Annotated in this window: 13 protein-coding genes; 6 read left to right on the top strand and 7 right to left on the bottom strand. The window is 67.8% G+C overall.

Annotated elements, in window-relative coordinates:
- Window positions 1–18: 18 nt before the first annotated feature.
- Window positions 19–825 (bottom strand): flagellin, encoded by an 807-nt coding sequence (locus tag O7R11_RS07550; RefSeq protein WP_337996894.1) that lies wholly within the window; start codon window positions 823–825, stop codon window positions 19–21.
- Window positions 826–1,122: 297 nt separating this feature from the next.
- Here O7R11_RS07550 and O7R11_RS07545 point away from each other — a divergent pair, with 297 nt between their 5' ends.
- The 6 genes from O7R11_RS07545 to O7R11_RS07520 are packed head-to-tail and all read left to right on the top strand — an operon-like array spanning window position 1,123 to window position 6,503.
- Window positions 1,123–1,800 carry a flagellar hook assembly protein FlgD gene (locus O7R11_RS07545; protein ID WP_337996893.1) on the top strand — a complete coding sequence of 226 codons (678 nt, stop codon included), beginning with the start codon at window positions 1,123–1,125 and terminating at the stop codon, window positions 1,798–1,800.
- A gap of 29 nt (window positions 1,801–1,829) precedes the next feature.
- Window positions 1,830–3,131: a flagellar hook protein FlgE gene (gene flgE, locus O7R11_RS07540; protein ID WP_337996892.1), complete on the top strand. Its 1,302-nt coding sequence runs from the start codon at window positions 1,830–1,832 to the stop codon at window positions 3,129–3,131.
- Window positions 3,132–3,136: 5 nt separating this feature from the next.
- Window positions 3,137–3,391, top strand: a complete 255-nt coding sequence (locus O7R11_RS07535; protein ID WP_337996891.1) for a hypothetical protein — start codon at window positions 3,137–3,139, stop codon at window positions 3,389–3,391.
- 15 nt (window positions 3,392–3,406) lie between these two features.
- Complete coding sequence (locus O7R11_RS07530) at window positions 3,407–3,859, top strand: hypothetical protein (RefSeq protein ID WP_337996890.1); 453 nt, start codon at window positions 3,407–3,409, stop codon at window positions 3,857–3,859.
- A gap of 17 nt (window positions 3,860–3,876) precedes the next feature.
- The gene (flgK, locus tag O7R11_RS07525; RefSeq protein WP_337996889.1) at window positions 3,877–5,583 is read left to right on the top strand and encodes a flagellar hook-associated protein FlgK; all 1,707 of its coding nucleotides are present in this window, start codon (window positions 3,877–3,879) and stop codon (window positions 5,581–5,583) included.
- A 17-nt stretch (window positions 5,584–5,600) separates the two neighbouring features.
- Window positions 5,601–6,503, top strand: a complete 903-nt coding sequence (locus O7R11_RS07520; protein ID WP_337996888.1) for a flagellin — start codon at window positions 5,601–5,603, stop codon at window positions 6,501–6,503.
- 94 nt (window positions 6,504–6,597) lie between these two features.
- Here O7R11_RS07520 and O7R11_RS07515 read toward each other — a convergent pair whose 3' ends face one another.
- From O7R11_RS07515 to O7R11_RS07490, 6 genes are all read right to left on the bottom strand, one after another.
- Window positions 6,598–7,458, bottom strand: coding sequence for an RT0821/Lpp0805 family surface protein (locus O7R11_RS07515; protein WP_337996887.1), 861 nt, complete (start codon window positions 7,456–7,458; stop codon window positions 6,598–6,600).
- 171 nt (window positions 7,459–7,629) lie between these two features.
- Entirely contained in the window at window positions 7,630–8,112 is a 483-nt protein-coding gene (locus O7R11_RS07510) for a GNAT family N-acetyltransferase (protein ID WP_337996886.1), read from the bottom strand.
- 67 nt (window positions 8,113–8,179) lie between these two features.
- On the bottom strand, window positions 8,180–11,176 hold the full coding sequence (locus O7R11_RS07505; RefSeq protein ID WP_337996885.1) for an HD domain-containing phosphohydrolase: 2,997 nt from the start codon (window positions 11,174–11,176) through the stop codon (window positions 8,180–8,182).
- Between the two features lie 467 nt (window positions 11,177–11,643).
- Window positions 11,644–12,615, bottom strand: coding sequence for a TerC/Alx family metal homeostasis membrane protein (locus O7R11_RS07500; RefSeq protein WP_337996884.1), 972 nt, complete (start codon window positions 12,613–12,615; stop codon window positions 11,644–11,646).
- 231 nt (window positions 12,616–12,846) lie between these two features.
- On the bottom strand, window positions 12,847–14,877 hold the full coding sequence (locus O7R11_RS07495) for an elongation factor G (protein ID WP_337996883.1): 2,031 nt from the start codon (window positions 14,875–14,877) through the stop codon (window positions 12,847–12,849).
- Window positions 14,878–15,133: 256 nt separating this feature from the next.
- Window positions 15,134–16,336: a pyridoxal phosphate-dependent aminotransferase gene (locus tag O7R11_RS07490; protein ID WP_337996882.1), complete on the bottom strand. Its 1,203-nt coding sequence runs from the start codon at window positions 16,334–16,336 to the stop codon at window positions 15,134–15,136.
- Between the last annotated feature and the right edge of the window lie 16 nt (window positions 16,337–16,352).

Below are 16,352 nucleotides of genomic sequence, written 5' to 3'. Positions count from 1 at the left end.
GGGCGCCTTGGCCTTTGCTTACTGCAGCAGCGACAGGAGCTGCTGCGGCATATCGTTGGCCGAGGCCAGGGCCGCGATGGCGGCGTTGGTCCGCACCTGCGCGGAAGAGAAGTCCGACTGCGCTTCCGCCACGTCGGCATCGACGATCGCCGACTGCGCGGCATCCAGGTTCTCCTCGGACGAGGTGATCTGGTCGGCGTGGTAGCTGAACTGCGATTCTTGCGCACCGACATCCGCTCGCACGCTCGCCAGGGTGTTGATCGCGGAGTTGACCGTGGTGAGCACCGTGGTGAAGTCGCTCGACGTGGTGACGTCCGCCAGACTGAGGTCGGTGGCATCCGCACCGGAGATCGCCACGGAGATGACGTCGGAGGCCGAGGTCCCGACCAGGAAGGTCGCGCTGTAGGAACCGTCGATCAGGGACGTGCCGTTGAAGGTGGTGGTCTGGGCGATCAGGTCGATTTCATCGACCAGGGTATTGTATTCGGAAACGATGTAGGCGAGTTCGTCATCGCCGATGGCGCCCGACACCGCCTCGGCGCACAGCACCTTCATGCGCTCCAGCACGTCGGAGATCGAGGAAAGGCCGCCGTCGGCGGTTTCCAGCACCGAGGCCGCGTGGCTGGCGTTGGTCGAAGCCTGACCCAACACCGCGACGTCGGACTGCAGCTTGGTCGCCACGGCGAGGCCGGCAGCGTCGTCGGAAGCGCGGGTGATGCGCGAACCGGACGCCACCTGGTTCAGGGCATTGGTCTGCGCCTCGGAGTTGATGTTGAGGTACCGCAGGGCGGAATTGGCGGAGGTGTTGGTCGTGATGACGGGCATGTGAAATCTCCTTCGTTGATCTCTAAACGGGGCCGTTCGAGCCTCGCTGCTGGGCACCCGCCGACCGCACTCCCGCGTCCGGGCCATTGGCGCCTTACCCGCTCTTACGGGACAGGCGCGCCGACACTGGCGCGCCGCGGCGCAAAATTTTTCCGGAAAGTTTTTCGCCAGTTTTTCCGTCCCCGCCGCGTTTGTCGGGAAATGGAGGCGCGCACAAGCGCCCCATCGCGACATCGCAAACCGGCCCGTCAGACGGGAAATGGCTTTCAAAAGGCCGGTTGGAACGGAGATGCGGAGATGACGACAGTCAGCTCGACCACGTCCAGCAGCGGTCTTTCCTCGACCACGGCGAGTTCCGTGGAATCGCTTTCGGAGAACTACGAGCTCTTCCTCAGCGTGCTCATCGCGCAACTGGAAAACCAGAACCCGCTCGACCCCACCGACACCGAGGAGATGACCAGCCAGCTGATCAGCTACGCGGGCGTGGAACAGCAGATTCTGTCCAACTCCTATCTCGAGAACCTGGTGCTCGCGACCAACAACGAAAGCGCCTCGGTGGCGCTGTCGCTGGTCGGCATGGAGGTCACCTACAACGCCGACGACCTCACCTACACCGAGGGCGGCAGCCTGTCCTGGGCCTTCGAGGTGCCGGACGACTGCGAAACCCTGGTGGCGCAGGTCCTCAACGAAGACGGCACCATCGTCTACTCCGAGGTGCTCGACGCCACGGCCGGGGAAACCACCTTCACCTGGGGCGGCACGCTCACCAACGGCAGCAGCGCCGAGAGCGGCACCTATTCCCTCACCCTCTACGCCGAGGATAGCGACGGCGAGGAGATCACCATCACCCCCGAGACCACCAGCGTGGTGTCGCGGGTCGATTGGTCCGGCGGCAGCGCGCAGCTGATCATGGAGAACGGCGCCACCGTCTCGCTGAGCGACATCGTCTCCGCCACTCAACCCTCGGATTCCTGACCGGTTCCCTCGATTACGGAGGCTCCCCCATGAGCACCCTCAGCAGTTCCATGAACGTCGCGGTCTCCGCTCTTTACGCACAGTCGGCGGCGGTCTCGACGATTTCCAACAACCTCGCCAATTCCAGCACCTACGGCTACAAGATCACCACCGCGTCGTTCTCGTCGATGGTGTCCGGCTCCGGCTCCTACAGCAACTTCACCGGCGCGGGCGTAACGGTGAACCCGAGCCAGAGCCTCACCACCCAGGGCACCCTGGTCGGCACCGAGAGCGACACCGACCTCGGCATCGACGGGGAGGGCTGGTTCGTCGTCGCCAACTCCTCGGACAGCGACGTGTTCTATTACACCCGCGCGGGCGACTTCTCGACCGACGACGAAGGCTATCTGGTCAACTCCAGCGGCTGGTACCTGCAAGGCTACGCCACCGACCGCGACGGCAGCGTCGTCGCCGGCACCTCCGCCGCCTCGCTGGAGGCGATCAACGTCAACGACTATGCGGGCGCGGCGGAGGCCACCACCGAGCTCGAGGTGCAGGCGATCCTGCCCGCGGACGCCGAAATCGGCGACGCCTTCACCGTGGATGCGGAAGTCTACGACAGCCTGGGCACCGCCTATACCCTGACCCTGACCTACACCAAGACCGCCGCCAACACCTGGGAGATGACCGTCGATCAGCCCGCCTACAGCAGCGACGGCACCACCGACACCGCCACCACGGTGACCCTCACCGGCTCCACCGTGACCTCCAACGTGGCGACCATCACCTTCAACGAGGACGGCACCCTCCTGACGCCCGCCGACGACATCGTCATCGGCATTTCGGGGTGGAGCAGCGGCGGCGCCACCAGCAGCATCGCGTACTCCTGCGGCACCGCCGACGCCACCGACGGGCTGAGCCAGTACGCCACCGGCGACGGCACCGCGGACCCCACGCTCACCCTGACGGCGGTAACCCAGGACGGCCTGCGCTTCGGCGAGTTCACCAGCGTCAGCGTCGATTCCTCGGGCTACGTCTACGCCAATTTCGACAACGGCATCAGCTACACGATCTACAAGATCCCGCTCGCCACCTTCGCCAACGACAACGGCCTGGAGGCCGAGAGCGGCACCGTCTACGCCGCGTCGATCTATTCCGGCGAGGCCAACCTGGTGGAAGCGGATTCCGGCTCCGCCGGGGCGATCGAGTCCGGCGAACTGGAATCCTCCACCGTCGATACCGCCACCGAGTTCTCCAGCCTGATCGTCGCGCAGCAGGCCTATTCCGCCGCATCCGAGATCATCAGCACGGTGAGCGACATGTACGACGAACTGATGGCCGCGAAGAGGTGATCCCGATGAAGCCCGACGCCGAGCGCACACGCCTGGACAGCCTGCTCAAACGCGCCGCCGCGGCGCGCCGCCGGGCCGCCCGCGCCACGCCCTCGGCGGACCGGGCGGAACGGCTGCGCATCCTTTCCGAGCTGACCGATACCCTGGCGGCGCTTTCCGCCGCACGCACCGAGGTGCTGGCGCGCCTCGCCAAGACCCGCAAGAGCCGCACCGCCACCGCCGCCTACGGCCGTGCCGCGGCCCTTTTTTCCCATCGTTGAGTGGAGACACCTACCATGTCCACTGCCACCATCGACTCCCTCGACCGCAAAACCCTGGCGGATTTCCAGGCGGTGTTGCATGAGCTCACCACCCTGGTGCAGGAGGAGAACCTCATCCTCGCCGTCCCGGCGGAGACTCTGCCGCAGTCCCTGGTGGAGCGGAAGGAGGAGCTGGGCAACCTCTACGCCGCGCTCACCCAATCGCTGCGCCGCCGCGCCGCGGCGATGCACGCCGCGGGCGAACTCGACCCCGAAGACCTGGAAAAGCAGATCCGCGACCTGGTGTTCCGCCTCAAGGAGAACCAGACCCTGCTCAACGCCCGCAAGGCAGCCACCGCGCTGCGCGTCGAGGCGGTGATGAAGGCCCTGGCCGAGCGCGAACGCAAGGACACGCTGAATTACGGCGCGGGCGGCGATGCCGTGGCGCGCCTGACGGCGCGCGCGGGCGGCCTGCGCCTTCAGGCATAAGCCGGGAGGAAGCGGCGATGTCGATCTCCAGCATCCTGTATACGGCCACCAGCGCCCTCTCCGTGGCACAGACGCGGATTTCCATCACCTCCACCAACATCGCCAACGCGGAAACCGAGGGCTACACCAAGAAAACCGCCTACGTCACGACCTCGGTGGTGGGCGGCCAGGCCACCGGCGTGCAGGTGATCGGCACCGGCAACGACGTGGACGAGAAACTGTTCGCCGGAGTGATGGATGCGACCACGGACTCCGCCTACGATTCCATTCTCTCGTCCTATTACGAAACCCTGCTCACCGCACTGGGAACCACCGCCGACGGTTCCGCCATCTCCGAGGCGCTCACCGACCTGCAGACCGCCTTGTCGAGTGCGATCGAGGACCCCAGTTCCACCTCCGCCGCCGACGATGTGACGGAAGCCTTGCAGGCCTGGGCCGACGCGGTCACCGACGCTTCGGACTCGGTACAGTCGGCGCGCACCTCCGCCGATCAGGCGATCGCGGAAAGCGTCGAAACGGTCAACGACCTGCTGCACCGGATCGACGATCTCAACGATCGGATCACCAAGGCGTCGGCCAACGGGGACTCCACCGCCGATCTCGAGGATCAGCGCCGCACCGCGCTCGAAGAGCTGAGCGGCTACATGGACATCACCACCTTCACCACCTCCTCCGGCGCGGTGCGGATCTACACCTCCTCCGGCCAAGCGCTGCTCACCTCGACGGTGCATGAACTCTCCTACGCCGCCACCGGCACCCTGACCGCGGACACCGTCTACGATTCCGGCGGCAGCGGCGCGATTTCCGGCATCATGCTGGACGGCGAGGACGTCACCGGCAAGATCGAAGGCGGCTCCATCGGTGCGCTGATCGAGATGCGCGACGAAATTCTCCCCGGCATACAGGCGGAACTGGACGAACTCTCCGACACCGTGAAGGACGCGGTAAACGCCGCCGCCAACGCGGGCACCCCGGTTCCCGCGCCCAACAGCCTTTCCTCCTCGGCGGAGGTGGCGAGCGCCGACGCCCTCTCCGGCAGCGGCACGATGACCATCCTGCTCACCGACGAAGACGGCACGATCACCGGCTCCGTCGGCCTCGACCTCTCCACCTACGCCACGGTGGGCGATCTGGTCGCCGGCCTCGACGCGATCTCCGGGGTCTCCGCAAGCATCGATTCCGACGGCCACGTGGTGATCTCCGCCGACGACGCCGACGCGGGCGTGATCGTCACCGGCGACTATGAATCGGACCCGTCGCTCGGTTTCTACGACCTTCTCACCGGCGACGCCTCCGGCCTGTCGGTTTCCGATTCTCTCTCGACGCAGGGGCTGGCCTCCGCCGCCGTGGCCTCCACGGTGGTGGGCGAGGCGGCCTATGTCACGGACGACACCACCGCGCTGGAGGCGGTGTGGTCGGCGCTCGACGGTTCGCTCTCCTTCGATGCGGCGGGCGGGCTTTCCTCCTCCACGTGTTCGGTTTCGAGCTACGTATCGGCCCTGATCGACGACCTCGCCGACCGCGCCGAGGCGGCTTCCGACGCGGCGGACAGCAGTTCGGCGACGGCGTCTTCGCTCGCCACCGCGTTCACCAACACCTACGGCGTCAACGTCGATGAAGAGACGGCGCTGCTCACCACCTACCAGCAGGACTATGAAGCCGCAGCGCAGATCGTCTCCACCGCGCAGGAGATGTGGGATGCCCTGCTCGCAATGATGAATTAAAGAAAGGGAGGCACGCCATGCGGGTTTCCACGGCGGGAATGAACGGTCAGATGATATCCCAGGCGATGAAGGTGCAGAGCAACTACGCCGAGGCCCTGGACCGGCAATCCTCCGGCCTGAAGTCCTCCTCCCTCTCCGGCCTCGCCGGTCAGGCGGGGGCGGCGGTCAGCCTGCAGGCGGACATCGAACGCTCGGAACAGCTCGCCACCCAGGCCGAAAACGCCGTGAGCAAGGTCGAGACCGCCTACTCCACGGTGGACACCATCGTCGACGATGCCGAATACATCCGCTCCGCCATCGCGGGCGCGATCGACGGCGCCGAGGATTCCTCCACCCTCGCCACCCTGCAAAGCACGGCGGCCGGCTACCTGGAAGACATCGTCGGCCTGCTCAACACCAAATTCGCCGACAGCTATCTGTTCTCCGGCGGAGCGGCCCAGACCGCGCCGATCGACCTGAGCGACACCGACTACAGCGCCACCAGCGCCACGGCGGACACCGGCTATTACCAGGGCGGCGGCAATCCGGCGACGGTGATGCTGGACAGCGACAGCAGCATCTCCTACGGCGTCACCGCGGACGCAAGCGCGTTCGAGGAGACCATCCGTGCCCTGCAGACGATCGTCAACGCCTCCTCCCTGGACACCTCCACGCTCCAGACCGCCTACGACCTGCTGTCGTCCGCGGTCAGCGGCCTCGGCTCCATCCAGGAGGACCTGTCGTCCCAGGCCAATGCGCTCAACTCCGTGATCGACAACCAGACGGAATTCCAGATCTATGCCAACGAGGCGCTGGAAAGCCTCACTTCGGTCGATGTGGCGGAGGCCTCCGCCGTGGTCTCGCAGCAGGAGGTGCTGTTGCAGGCCTCCTTCGCCACGCTCTCCTCGCTGAAGAGCGTCAGCCTGCTCGACTACATCTGATCCGGAAAAAGGGGCGGCCGCCCCCGAGGGAAAGGGGCGGCCGTTAAACGGCGAGGAAAGGGGGGAAAACCTCGCCGCCGGGGATTGCCGAAATTCAGTGTCCGATCATCACCCACTTGCCGTCGGTGCCGCGGCAGGCGGTGCTGGCGACGCTTTCCTGCCTGCCGTCGATGGTGACGGTCTGCTTGAACTCGCGGCAGGCGTTGTTCTGCGCGTCGCGGCCCTCGCGCACCGGCGTGATGGTGCCGCCGTGGTTGGTCTCCGGGGTGTTCCAGGTGATGGTCTGGCCGATCGGCGCGATATAGGCGCGCTGCGCCGCCTGCTGCGCCGCCAGCGTGTCGGCGCGGTCGAGCGACTGGCCGACCTCGTGGCCGACGAACGCGCCCAGAAGGGTGCCGAGCGCCGCCGCGGCGATCCTGCCCGAACCCTGGCCGAACTGCGCCCCCGCCACCGCGCCGCCCACCGCGCCGAGCACGGTGCCGCCGGTGGTCTTGTCCACGCCGCCGGAAGAGGACGGTGCAGGCACCGGGGCCGGAATCGCGGGCGGCAGAGACGGAACCGGCATCACCGCCGCCGGAGCGGGCGCGGCCAGGCTGACCAGTTGCCAGGACATCAGGCACTGCGCCACCGCGGGGTAATAGCCCGCCGGATTGGCGCAGTAGTAGGCGTACTGCCCCGCGGGCGCGGCGACCACGCTGGGCGGCGCATAGGGGTTGGGGTACGGATAGATCGGCGCCGGATAATAATACCATGCGGGGCCGACCGCCCACCACCAGCCGAAGCGGCCGTCATGCCAATCGTGGCGCCAGTGGCCGCGGTGCCAGCCGTCGGGAACCAGCGTCCGCCCCGGGCCGTGATACCCGCCGGGCGGCCCCGGGGGATGCGCCTGCGCCGCATCGGTGGCGGCAAGGCCGATCACGCACACTGCAAGGGTAAGGTAGCTGCCGGCACGCATGATGTTTTTCGAACCTCCGTTCGCGGCTCGGGAGAGAGGCCCGGAAGGGCGGGCTTCGCGGTGCGACCGCCCGCCTTCCGTCCTGTAGTGTCGTCCCGCTCGCCACGGTTACAGGATGGAAGATAAAGCCGGTTTGTCGCAGGGATATCCCCGCGACCCCGGAAAAGTGTATCAAAATGTATCGTCGATGGACCGAGTCATGAACCACGCCTCGCCGCCGTAGCTGGCGAGGTCGGCGGCGGTCTCCGCATCGACGGAGAAGCCGCGGCGCTCCCACACCGGACGGGAGGCGTTGACCGCCACCAGCGACATCCGGGCAAACCCTTCCTCCCGCGCCAGGCGGGCGAGGTCGGCGAGAAGCCCGGTGGCCGCGCCGCGGCCGCGCGTCCACGGCAACAGCGCGATGTCGTGCAGGTAATAGGTGTCGGCGTCCGCCGGAATCGCGCCGAGCAGGGTGTCGAGCTTGGGCGGCGCGCCGTGCCGCCACGGATGGGTGAGCGCATAGCCCGCGGCGCGGCCCTCGGCGTCGGCGAACAGGCGGCAGCCCGCCGGATAGAGCGCTAGGCGCTCGGCGAACACCGCCGCATCCTCCGGATAGTCCGGATGCACGGTCCCGGCGATCTGCCGCACCGCCGCCAGGTCGTCTTCGGTCATCGCCCGCCACATCGCCTGCGCCTTCTCCTCGGTTGCGGAGGCAGTGCAGCGCGATCGCGCCCGCCTGTCAAGATTCGCGCGCGGGAAGATAGGCGACGACGTCCACGTCGTCGATCTGCTCGGGCTTGAGGAACTGCTCGGCATAGCGGCGGTAGACGCCGCTTTTCAGGAACAGCACGAACACGTCCGGGTCGATGGCGCGCTCCCGGGTCATGCGGTAGAGGATGTCCACCGCCTCGGACAGCGGCTTCGGGGTCTTGTAGGGACGGTCGGCGGCGGTCAGCGCCTCGAAGATGTCGGCGAGCGCCATGATCCGCGCCGGGATGGAGAGGTCCGCCGCGGTGAGGCCGCGCGGGTAGCCGGAGCCGGTGAGGGTTTCGTGGTGGGTGCCCGCGTATTCCGGCACCCGCTGCAGGTCCTTCGGGAAGTTGAGGCGCTCCAGCATGATGATGGTCTGGACGATGTGCTCGTTGACGATCGCCCGTTCCTCGGCGGACAGGGTGCCGCGCCGCACCGAGAGATTGTGCAGCTCGCCGAAATCGAAGCGCAGCAGCGGCACCTTGAGGTTGAAACCGTAGGACGGGTCGAACACCGGATCGTGCTGCGAGCGCGGCACCCGGTGCTCCGGCCGGTCGGCGAGCAGGGTCTCGGCGGCGGGCAGCGGCGCCTCGGGAATCTCCGCGAGGCGGTCGAGTTCGCCGTGGGAAAGCCCGAGCCGGTCGCTGAAGTGGCGCTGCCAGGCGGCCGCGCCGATGCGGGCGAGGCGGTCCACGTCGGCATCGCTCATCGATTCCGAGCCGACGTTGCAGGCGGCGACGAAGGCGAAGTCCTCGTGCAGTTGGCGCTGCCGCACCGCCAGTTCGGCGCGCGCCGCCGCCGCGTCCTCGCCCGCCAGCATCGCCTCGAGGCTTGCGATCTTCGCATCGCGCAACAGCACCTCGAAGCGGGTGCGCACCTCGTGGATGCGGTTGACGATGGTTTCGAGCTTGGTCGCCTTGTCGATGACGTATTCCGGCGTCGTCACCTTGCCGCAATCGTGCAGCCACGCGCCGGTCCTGAACTCGCGCCACTGCTCCGGCGTGGAGAAGGCGAAATCGGCGAACGGTCCCTGCTCCGCCGTGCTCGCCGCCTCGGCGAGCATCAGGGCGAGCTCCGGCACGCGCGCGCAGTGGCTGCCGGTATACGGGCTCTTGGCGTCGATCGCGCCCGCCACCAGGCGGATCATGCCGTCCATCATCTGGTTCTGCGAATCGAGCAGGGTGCGGTTGTAGAGCGCGGTCGCCGCCTGCGCCGCCAGGGCCTCGACGAAGCTCTGCACCTCGGGCGAGAAGGAGACCACCTGGCCGCCCACCGGGTGCCGCGCGTTGATCAGCTGCACCGCGCCGATCACCGCGCCGCCGCGCGGCTTGAGCGGCACGGTGAGGAACGACTGGCTGCGGTAGCCGGTGTGCGCGTCGAATTCCCGCGTGCCGGAAAAATCGTAGCCCGGCGCGGCGTAGGCGTCGGTGATCGCCACGGTGCGCTCCATATGCACCGCGTGGCTCGCCACGTTGTGGTGGTTGGCCTCGCCCTCGGGGGTGTAGAGCGGCACCGCGGGCAGATCCGGCGCCGCGCCGCCGGGGCCGCCCAGGCGGATGCGCAGTTGGTCGTTGTGCATGATCTCGAAGCGCAGGGTATCCTCTTCGGTGCGCAGGTAGAGGGTGCCGCCGTCGGCGTTGGCGATCTCCTTCGCGCCGACCAGGATGGTCTCCATCAGGCGCGAGGTGTCGCGCTCCGCCGCCATGGACACTCCCAGCGAGATCAGGCGCTCGAGCTTGGCCTGCACCTCGGCGAGTTCGTGCCCCCTCAGTTGCAGGGATTCCTTCATCAGGGAGAACGCCTCGGTGAGCACGTCGAACTCGGTGATGAAGGAGCGCCGCGGCGCGAGGCCGGAAAAGTCGAAATTGCGCACCCGCCCGGCATCGTCGGCGAGACCGCCGACGGTGCGCGCCATGCTGCGCGACAGAAGGTAGATCAACGGCGCGGCGGCGAGGATCACCAGCGCGCCGATGATCAGCACGCGGCGGGTGAGCGCGTCGAGATCGGCGGTGAAGTCGGCAAGCGGCGCGATCACGCCGATGTGGATGCGCCGCCCCGCAGGCCCGATCCAGGTGGCGAGCGCGGCGATGCGCTGCACGCCGCCCTCGGACAGCAGCACCGGCCTTCCCACCCGGCCGTCGGCGAGCATGGCGGAAAGCGCGGCGCGCCCGGCATCGCCGCCGCCGTCGCGCTGCGCCGCGGCGGCGGAGGCCGCGAGCAGCGACATCGCATCGTCGAAGGCATAGATGCGCGCGTTCGGCGACACGGTGAGGCCGGAGATGTAGCGCGCCAGGCCCTCCAGCGTGACGTCCACGCCGAACACCGCTTCGCCGCCATCCACCCCGCGCGACGCGGTCATCCCCAGGGTCATCGACGAGTTGAACACATAGGCCCGCGACAGCACCGCGCCCGAGGCGGCGAGCGCCTCGGTAAACCACGGCCGCTCGCGCGGGTCGTAGTCCACCGCGCGGTCGGCGCGCCGCGCGATCGGCGTCCCCCCGGCGTCGAGGTAGACCCAGTCCTGCCGCCGCTCCGCCGCCTGCGCGGTGATGGTGCGGCCGACGAAGGCCGCCCCCGCGGGCGCACGCAGGCGCTCGCCGATGCGCGGGTCGCCGCGCAGCGCGATGATCTGGAAGAAGGCGCCGTCGGTGCGGCCGACGAACACCGAATAGAGCGAGGCATCGACCCGCAGCATGCGCATCATCGTGGAAAAGCCGGGATGCGCCAGCGCGTCGCTCGCCGGCGGGCGGGCGACGCCGCCGAGCGAAGCGCCGAGTTCCGCCACCGTCAGGGTGCCGGACATCAGGGCGTCGATCTGGTCGTGGGTCTGGCTCACCACGTCGGAGAACGCGGTGGTCGCCGACTTGCGCGCGGTGGCGATGCTGGTGCGGAAGGTCAACGCGGTGATCGCCACGCACGCCGCAACCACGGCCGCGGAGACCAGGATGACCATGCTGACGCGTAGGCTCAGGCGCCGGTGCAACAAGCGAGCCTTCCTCTCAGCGGATACCGGACGGCTCCTTACATCTGCCGCCTAGCCGACTTTCTTTTGTCCCGCATTTCCCGGCACTTGGCAAGCGCGTACTCGGGCGGCGGCGGCGCTCCGCGTGCGGCGGAATTTCCGATCAAAATAATCGGTTATTCCCGTTTCCGCGCCGCCGCGTCCCATGAGACAGTAGACCCGATAGCAATAGTACGGTTCATCCCTCGGTTTCCCCGCTGCGGCGGGGCTCTGCATCGAAACAGACGAGAAGGACCACTCTCAGACCCCACGACAGCACGGCACCGGCGCTTCCCCCCAGACATGGCCGTTGCCGTGAAACCGGAAATAAAGCGGGATCGCAAGCACCCCGTCCCCGATAGCGGTTTCCCTCCCCCCTCTTGGACCGCACCGGGGTTTCCGGTCCGCCCAGAAAGGAGCCCTCCCCCCAAGGGCTCCTTTCTTATTTCCGCTCACTTGCAGAAAGCCGGCAGCCTGCCCCGCAGCAGCGAGGCGGCGACCGCCCCGCCGAGCAACGCCACGGTCACCGCGAGCGAAACCGCCGCAGGCACCGGGCCGACGAGTTCCCCCCAGAAGATCTTCGCGCCGATGAACATCAGCACCGCAGCCAGGCCGTGGCGCAGGTAGACGAAGCGCCCCACCATCACCGCCAGCACCGAATAGAGCGCGCGCAGGCCGAGGATGGCGAAGATGTTGCTGGAGAGCACGATGAACGGGTCTCCGGTGATCGACAGCACCGCGGGAATGCTGTCCACCGCGAAGATCGCGTCGGCGGCCTCCACCACGATCAGCGCGGGCAGCAGCGGCGTCGCCGCAAGGCGGCCGCCCGGCGTCCGCGCGAAGAAGGCGTGGCCGTGGAACTCCGCCGTCACCGGCAGCAGGCGCTTCAGCGCCGCGAGCAGGCGCGGCGGCCCGGCGTCGGGGCGGCGCGGCGGCGTCAGCAGGGCCTTCACCCCGGAGAGCAGCAGGAACGCCCCGAAGGCGAAGAGAATCCAGTGGAAGCGCGCGATCATCGCGGAGCCGAGAACGATCATCGCGCCGCGCATGACGACCGCGCCGAGAATACCCCAGAAGAGGACCCGGTGCTGGTGCTTCGCCGGCACCGCGAAGGCGGCGAAGATCGTGGAGATGACGAAGACGTTGTCGAGCGACAGGCTCTTTTCCACCAGGAAGGCGGTGAAGTAGAGCATCCCCGCCTCGGCCCCGGCAAACCCCCACACCCCGCCGCCGAAGGCCGCCGCGACGGCGACGTAGAGGAGCGTGGTGGCGAGGCTTTCGGCGAAACCGATGGCGTGGTCCGTGCGGTTCAGCACCTTGAGGTCGAACGCCAGCAGCCCGCCCACCAGGACGAACAATCCGCACCAAACCAGAACCGGCCAACCCATGAAGGCGGTGCCGGCCAGCGGCCAGAGCTGATCAAACATGAAAAATCGGAAAGCGGGTGCGCGGCGTCCGCGCGGTTGCAACGCGATCCGACATCGCGGCGGACGTCTCCGCCGCCAGAGGGGCCCGGATCGGGTGAAGCAGGGGCGATTCTACGCCCATCCGCGGGAAAGACAAGGCGGAACCGAAGATCGGTTCCGCCTCCGGATAGGTCTTTGCTCGATGGACCCTTCCGATATGGGAAGCCCCACCCGCCGCCGCCAGGAAAAATTTCAGGCGTCTTCCCTGGCGTCGGCGACCGCCTTGTCGGCGACGCGGCCGGTGAGCTCCTGCAAATGGTCGAAGGCCCACTCGAAGGTGCCCACCCCCATGGTGATCGAGCGCAACTCGACGATCAGGTCGTGCACCTCCATCTGCGGCACCTGCGCCTTCACCACGTCCCAGCCCTTCCAGCCCGGCCGCTTGTCGTAGCCGAGAATCTGGGCGCGGCGCTGGGAGAGCGCGCGCTGCGCCTTGGAGGTCCACTCCGAGGGCACCGCCACCGAAACCTCCCAGATCGGCTCCAGCAGGATCGGCTCGCACTTCGGCAGGGCGGCGCGCATGCCGATGCCCGCCGCGGTCTTGAACGCCATTTCCGAGGAATCGACGGTGTGGTAGGAGCCGTCGGTCAAGGTCACCCCCACGTCCACCACCGGGAAGCCGAGCGGCCCCTTGGCGAGGCTTTCGCGCACCCCGGCCTCCACCGCCGGGATGTAGTTCTTCGGCACCACGCCGCCGACGATGCGGTCGGTGAAGACGAAGCCCTCGCCGCGGGGAAGCGGCTTGACCTCGAGGAGCGTATCGCCGAACTGGCCGTGGCCGCCGGTCTGGCGCTTGTGGCGGCCGCGCTCGGTGACGCCCTTCTTGATCGTCTCCTTGAACGGCACCTTCGGCTTCTCGACCTTGACCTCGACGTTGAAGGCGTTGCGCAGGCGGTCCACCGCCACCATCAGGTGCACCTCGCCCATGCCCCAGAGCAGAAGCTCGCCGGTGTCCGCGTCGTGCCCGAAGGCGAGCGACACGTCGTCGGCGGTGAGCTTGGCGAGCGCGGTGGAGAGCTTCACGTCGTCGCCCGCCTTGACCGTGGAGAGCTTGAGCGCGAACAGGGCCTGCGGCGCGCCGGGCCAGATCTCCGCGGCGGTGCGCCCCGCCTCGGAGAGCACGTCGCCGGGGCGGGTGTCCTCCAGCCGCCCGATCGCCGCAATGGCGCCGGGACCGGCCTCGGCCACCTTGTTCACCTCGGAACCCTGCAAGGCATAGAGGCCGCCGATCTTCTGGCCGTCGATGGCGGTCTGGTCGGTGAGCCTGCCCTGCCACACCCGCACCCAGGAAAGCCGCCCGGTGTGGGAGGCGTGCTGCGTCTTGAACACCTGGGCGATGCCCTCCGGCGTCACCTCCTTGCGGCGCTCCCAGGTCGCCGCGGGCGGCGGCGCGTCGTGGCGCAGCGCCTTCCACAGGCGGTTGACGCCGTGGTCGCGCTCCGCCTCGCCGAAGAGGACCGGCACCACCAGGTTGCCCGCGATGTCGCGCTTGAGCGAGGTGAACACCTCGGCCTTGGCGGGCTCCGCGTCGTTGAGCAGTTCCTCCATCAGCGCGTCGTCGAAGTCGGCGAGGTTTTCCAGCAGGCCCTGGCGCGCGTCGCGCTCGTCGTCCGCCACCTGCGCCGGGATGCTGATCAGGGTGGAGGGCTTGCCCTCCTCGTACTTGTAGGCGCGCTCGTGGATCAGATCGACGTAGCCGGTGACATCCTCGCCTTCGATGATCGGCAGCTGACGCATCACCAGAGGCCGCTCCGAGACCGCCTGCAGGCCGTTCAGGATGTCGCTGAGCGACGCCTTGGCGTGCTCCATCCGGTTGATGAAGATGAGGTGCGGAATCTCGTGGTCGTCGAGGAACTTGAGGAACGGCGCAACCATCACGGCGCGCGCCGGGTCGGGGTCGCAGACCACCACCGCGATGTCCGCCACCATCAGGGCGTGGCGGGTGTCCTGCAGGAATTCGATGGAGCCGGGGCAATCGAGAATCGTCCAGGCGTCGTCCAGGAACGTGGTGGTCGCCGCCACCGCCTCGACGCTCATTTCGCGGCCCTTCGCCTCCGGCGAGGCGTCGCCGATGCGCGAGCGGTCCGCCGCCGATCCCTTGCGGGTGATCCCGCCGGTGGCGAAGAGGAGACTCTCGAACAGGCTGGTCTTGCCGCTGGTGTAGGGGCCGACGATGGCGGCGACGCGTGTCGCACGGATGCCGGTGTCCTCATTGTCAGGCATTATGGTTCCTCCCGCGGTTCGCGGCCGAACGGCTCGGAGAAACCCCCGCACGCCAGGGTGCGCGCGGCGGCACATCCGTTCTTCGGGTCGAGGTTGCAGTCACCCCCGCCCCGGCCGATCGGCCAGGTTCCCCCCAAACGGACCCCGTTCAGGGGTCAAGCAGTGCCGCTTTCATGCTCCCAGGACTGCCATGCCTTTGCAACAAAAAAGCCGCCGGGTCGCCCCGGCGGCTGGTCGATAAATCGCTTGATTTTCCTTACGACAGACCGGCGCAGAATTTCCCGATGCGGCTGCACGCCTCGACCAGGTTCTCCATCGAGGTGGCGTACGAAATGCGGAAATACGGCGACAGGCCGAAGGCCGTGCCCTGCACCGCGGCCACGCCGGTCTTTTCCAGCAGCTGCGCGATGAACACGTTGTCGTCGGCGATCAGCACGCCGTCCGGGGTTTTCTTGCCGATGCAGCCGGCGCACGACGGATAGACGTAGAACGCGCCCTCCGGCGTGCGGCAGGAGATGCCGGGAATCTCGTTCAGCAGCTTCACCACGGCGTCGCGGCGCGCCTTGAACGCGGCGTTGCGCTCGGGCAGGAAGTCGTGGCTGCCGTTCAGGGCCTCCACCGCGGCGTGCTGCGAGATCGAGGCGGTGTGGGTGGAGCTTTGCGACTGCACCTTGTTCATCGCCTTGATCACGTCCAGCGCACCGGCGGCATAGCCGACGCGCCAGCCGGTCATCGCATAGGCCTTGGACAGGCCGTTGAGCGTCAGCGTGCGCGGATAAAGCTCCGGCACCACCTGCGCGATGGTGGTGAACTTGAAGCCGTCGTAGACGATGAACTCGTACATGTCGTCGGTCATCACCCAGACGTGCGGGTGCTTCAGCAGCATGACGCCGATCGCCTTCAGCTCCGCTTCGGTGTAGGCCGCGCCCGAGGGGTTGGACGGCGAGTTGAGGATCAGCCACTTGGTCTTCGGCGTGATCGCCTTCTCGATGTCTTCCGGCGTCACCTTGAAGCCGGTTTCCTCCTTGCCGAGCACCGGCACCGGCACGCCGCCGCAGAGCAGCGTGATGTCCGGATAGCTCACCCAGTAGGGCGCGGGGATGATCACCTCGTCGCCGGGGTTCAGCGTGGCGGCCATCGCGTTGTAGATGCTCTGCTTGCCGCCGCAGGCCACCTGAATCTGATCCGGAGTGTAGGTCAGGCCGTTGTCACGTTTCAGCTTGGCGCAGATCGCCTGGCGCAGCGCCACGATGCCCGGCGCCGGAGTGTATTTGGTGAAACCCTTGTCGATGGCCACCTTGGCGGCGGCCTTGATGTGATCGGGGGTATCGAAGTCCGGCTCACCGGCGCCCAGTCCGATGACGTCCATCCCCGCGGCCTTCATCTCGTTGGCCTTGGTGGTGACGGCAATCGTGGGCGAGGGCTTGATCGCGGACAAACGCTCGGCGATGATCGACATGGTTCTAGACCTTTTT

Origin of the sequence: Oleispirillum naphthae, assembly GCA_027864655.1 — a bacterium.
Classification (GTDB): Bacteria; Pseudomonadota; Alphaproteobacteria; order Rhodospirillales; family Rhodospirillaceae; genus Oleispirillum; species Oleispirillum naphthae.
This window is presented reverse-complemented; position numbering and strand designations above follow the sequence as displayed.

Bases quoted from the DNA above. Each gene is read 5' to 3' on its own strand.
- O7R11_RS07550 (WP_337996894.1), bottom strand. From the start codon at position 825: ATGCCCGTCATCACGACCAACACCTCCGCCAATTCCGCCCTGCGGTAC.
- O7R11_RS07545 (WP_337996893.1), top strand. From the start codon at position 1,123: ATGACGACAGTCAGCTCGACCACGTCCAGCAGCGGTCTTTCCTCGACC.
- flgE (WP_337996892.1), top strand. From the start codon at position 1,830: ATGAGCACCCTCAGCAGTTCCATGAACGTCGCGGTCTCCGCTCTTTAC.
- O7R11_RS07535 (WP_337996891.1), top strand. From the start codon at position 3,137: ATGAAGCCCGACGCCGAGCGCACACGCCTGGACAGCCTGCTCAAACGC.
- O7R11_RS07530 (WP_337996890.1), top strand. From the start codon at position 3,407: ATGTCCACTGCCACCATCGACTCCCTCGACCGCAAAACCCTGGCGGAT.
- flgK (WP_337996889.1), top strand. From the start codon at position 3,877: ATGTCGATCTCCAGCATCCTGTATACGGCCACCAGCGCCCTCTCCGTG.
- O7R11_RS07520 (WP_337996888.1), top strand. From the start codon at position 5,601: ATGCGGGTTTCCACGGCGGGAATGAACGGTCAGATGATATCCCAGGCG.
- O7R11_RS07515 (WP_337996887.1), bottom strand. From the start codon at position 7,458: ATGCGTGCCGGCAGCTACCTTACCCTTGCAGTGTGCGTGATCGGCCTT.
- O7R11_RS07510 (WP_337996886.1), bottom strand. From the start codon at position 8,112: ATGACCGAAGACGACCTGGCGGCGGTGCGGCAGATCGCCGGGACCGTG.
- O7R11_RS07500 (WP_337996884.1), bottom strand. From the start codon at position 12,615: ATGTTTGATCAGCTCTGGCCGCTGGCCGGCACCGCCTTCATGGGTTGG.
- O7R11_RS07495 (WP_337996883.1), bottom strand. From the start codon at position 14,877: ATGCCTGACAATGAGGACACCGGCATCCGTGCGACACGCGTCGCCGCC.
- O7R11_RS07490 (WP_337996882.1), bottom strand. From the start codon at position 16,336: ATGTCGATCATCGCCGAGCGTTTGTCCGCGATCAAGCCCTCGCCCACG.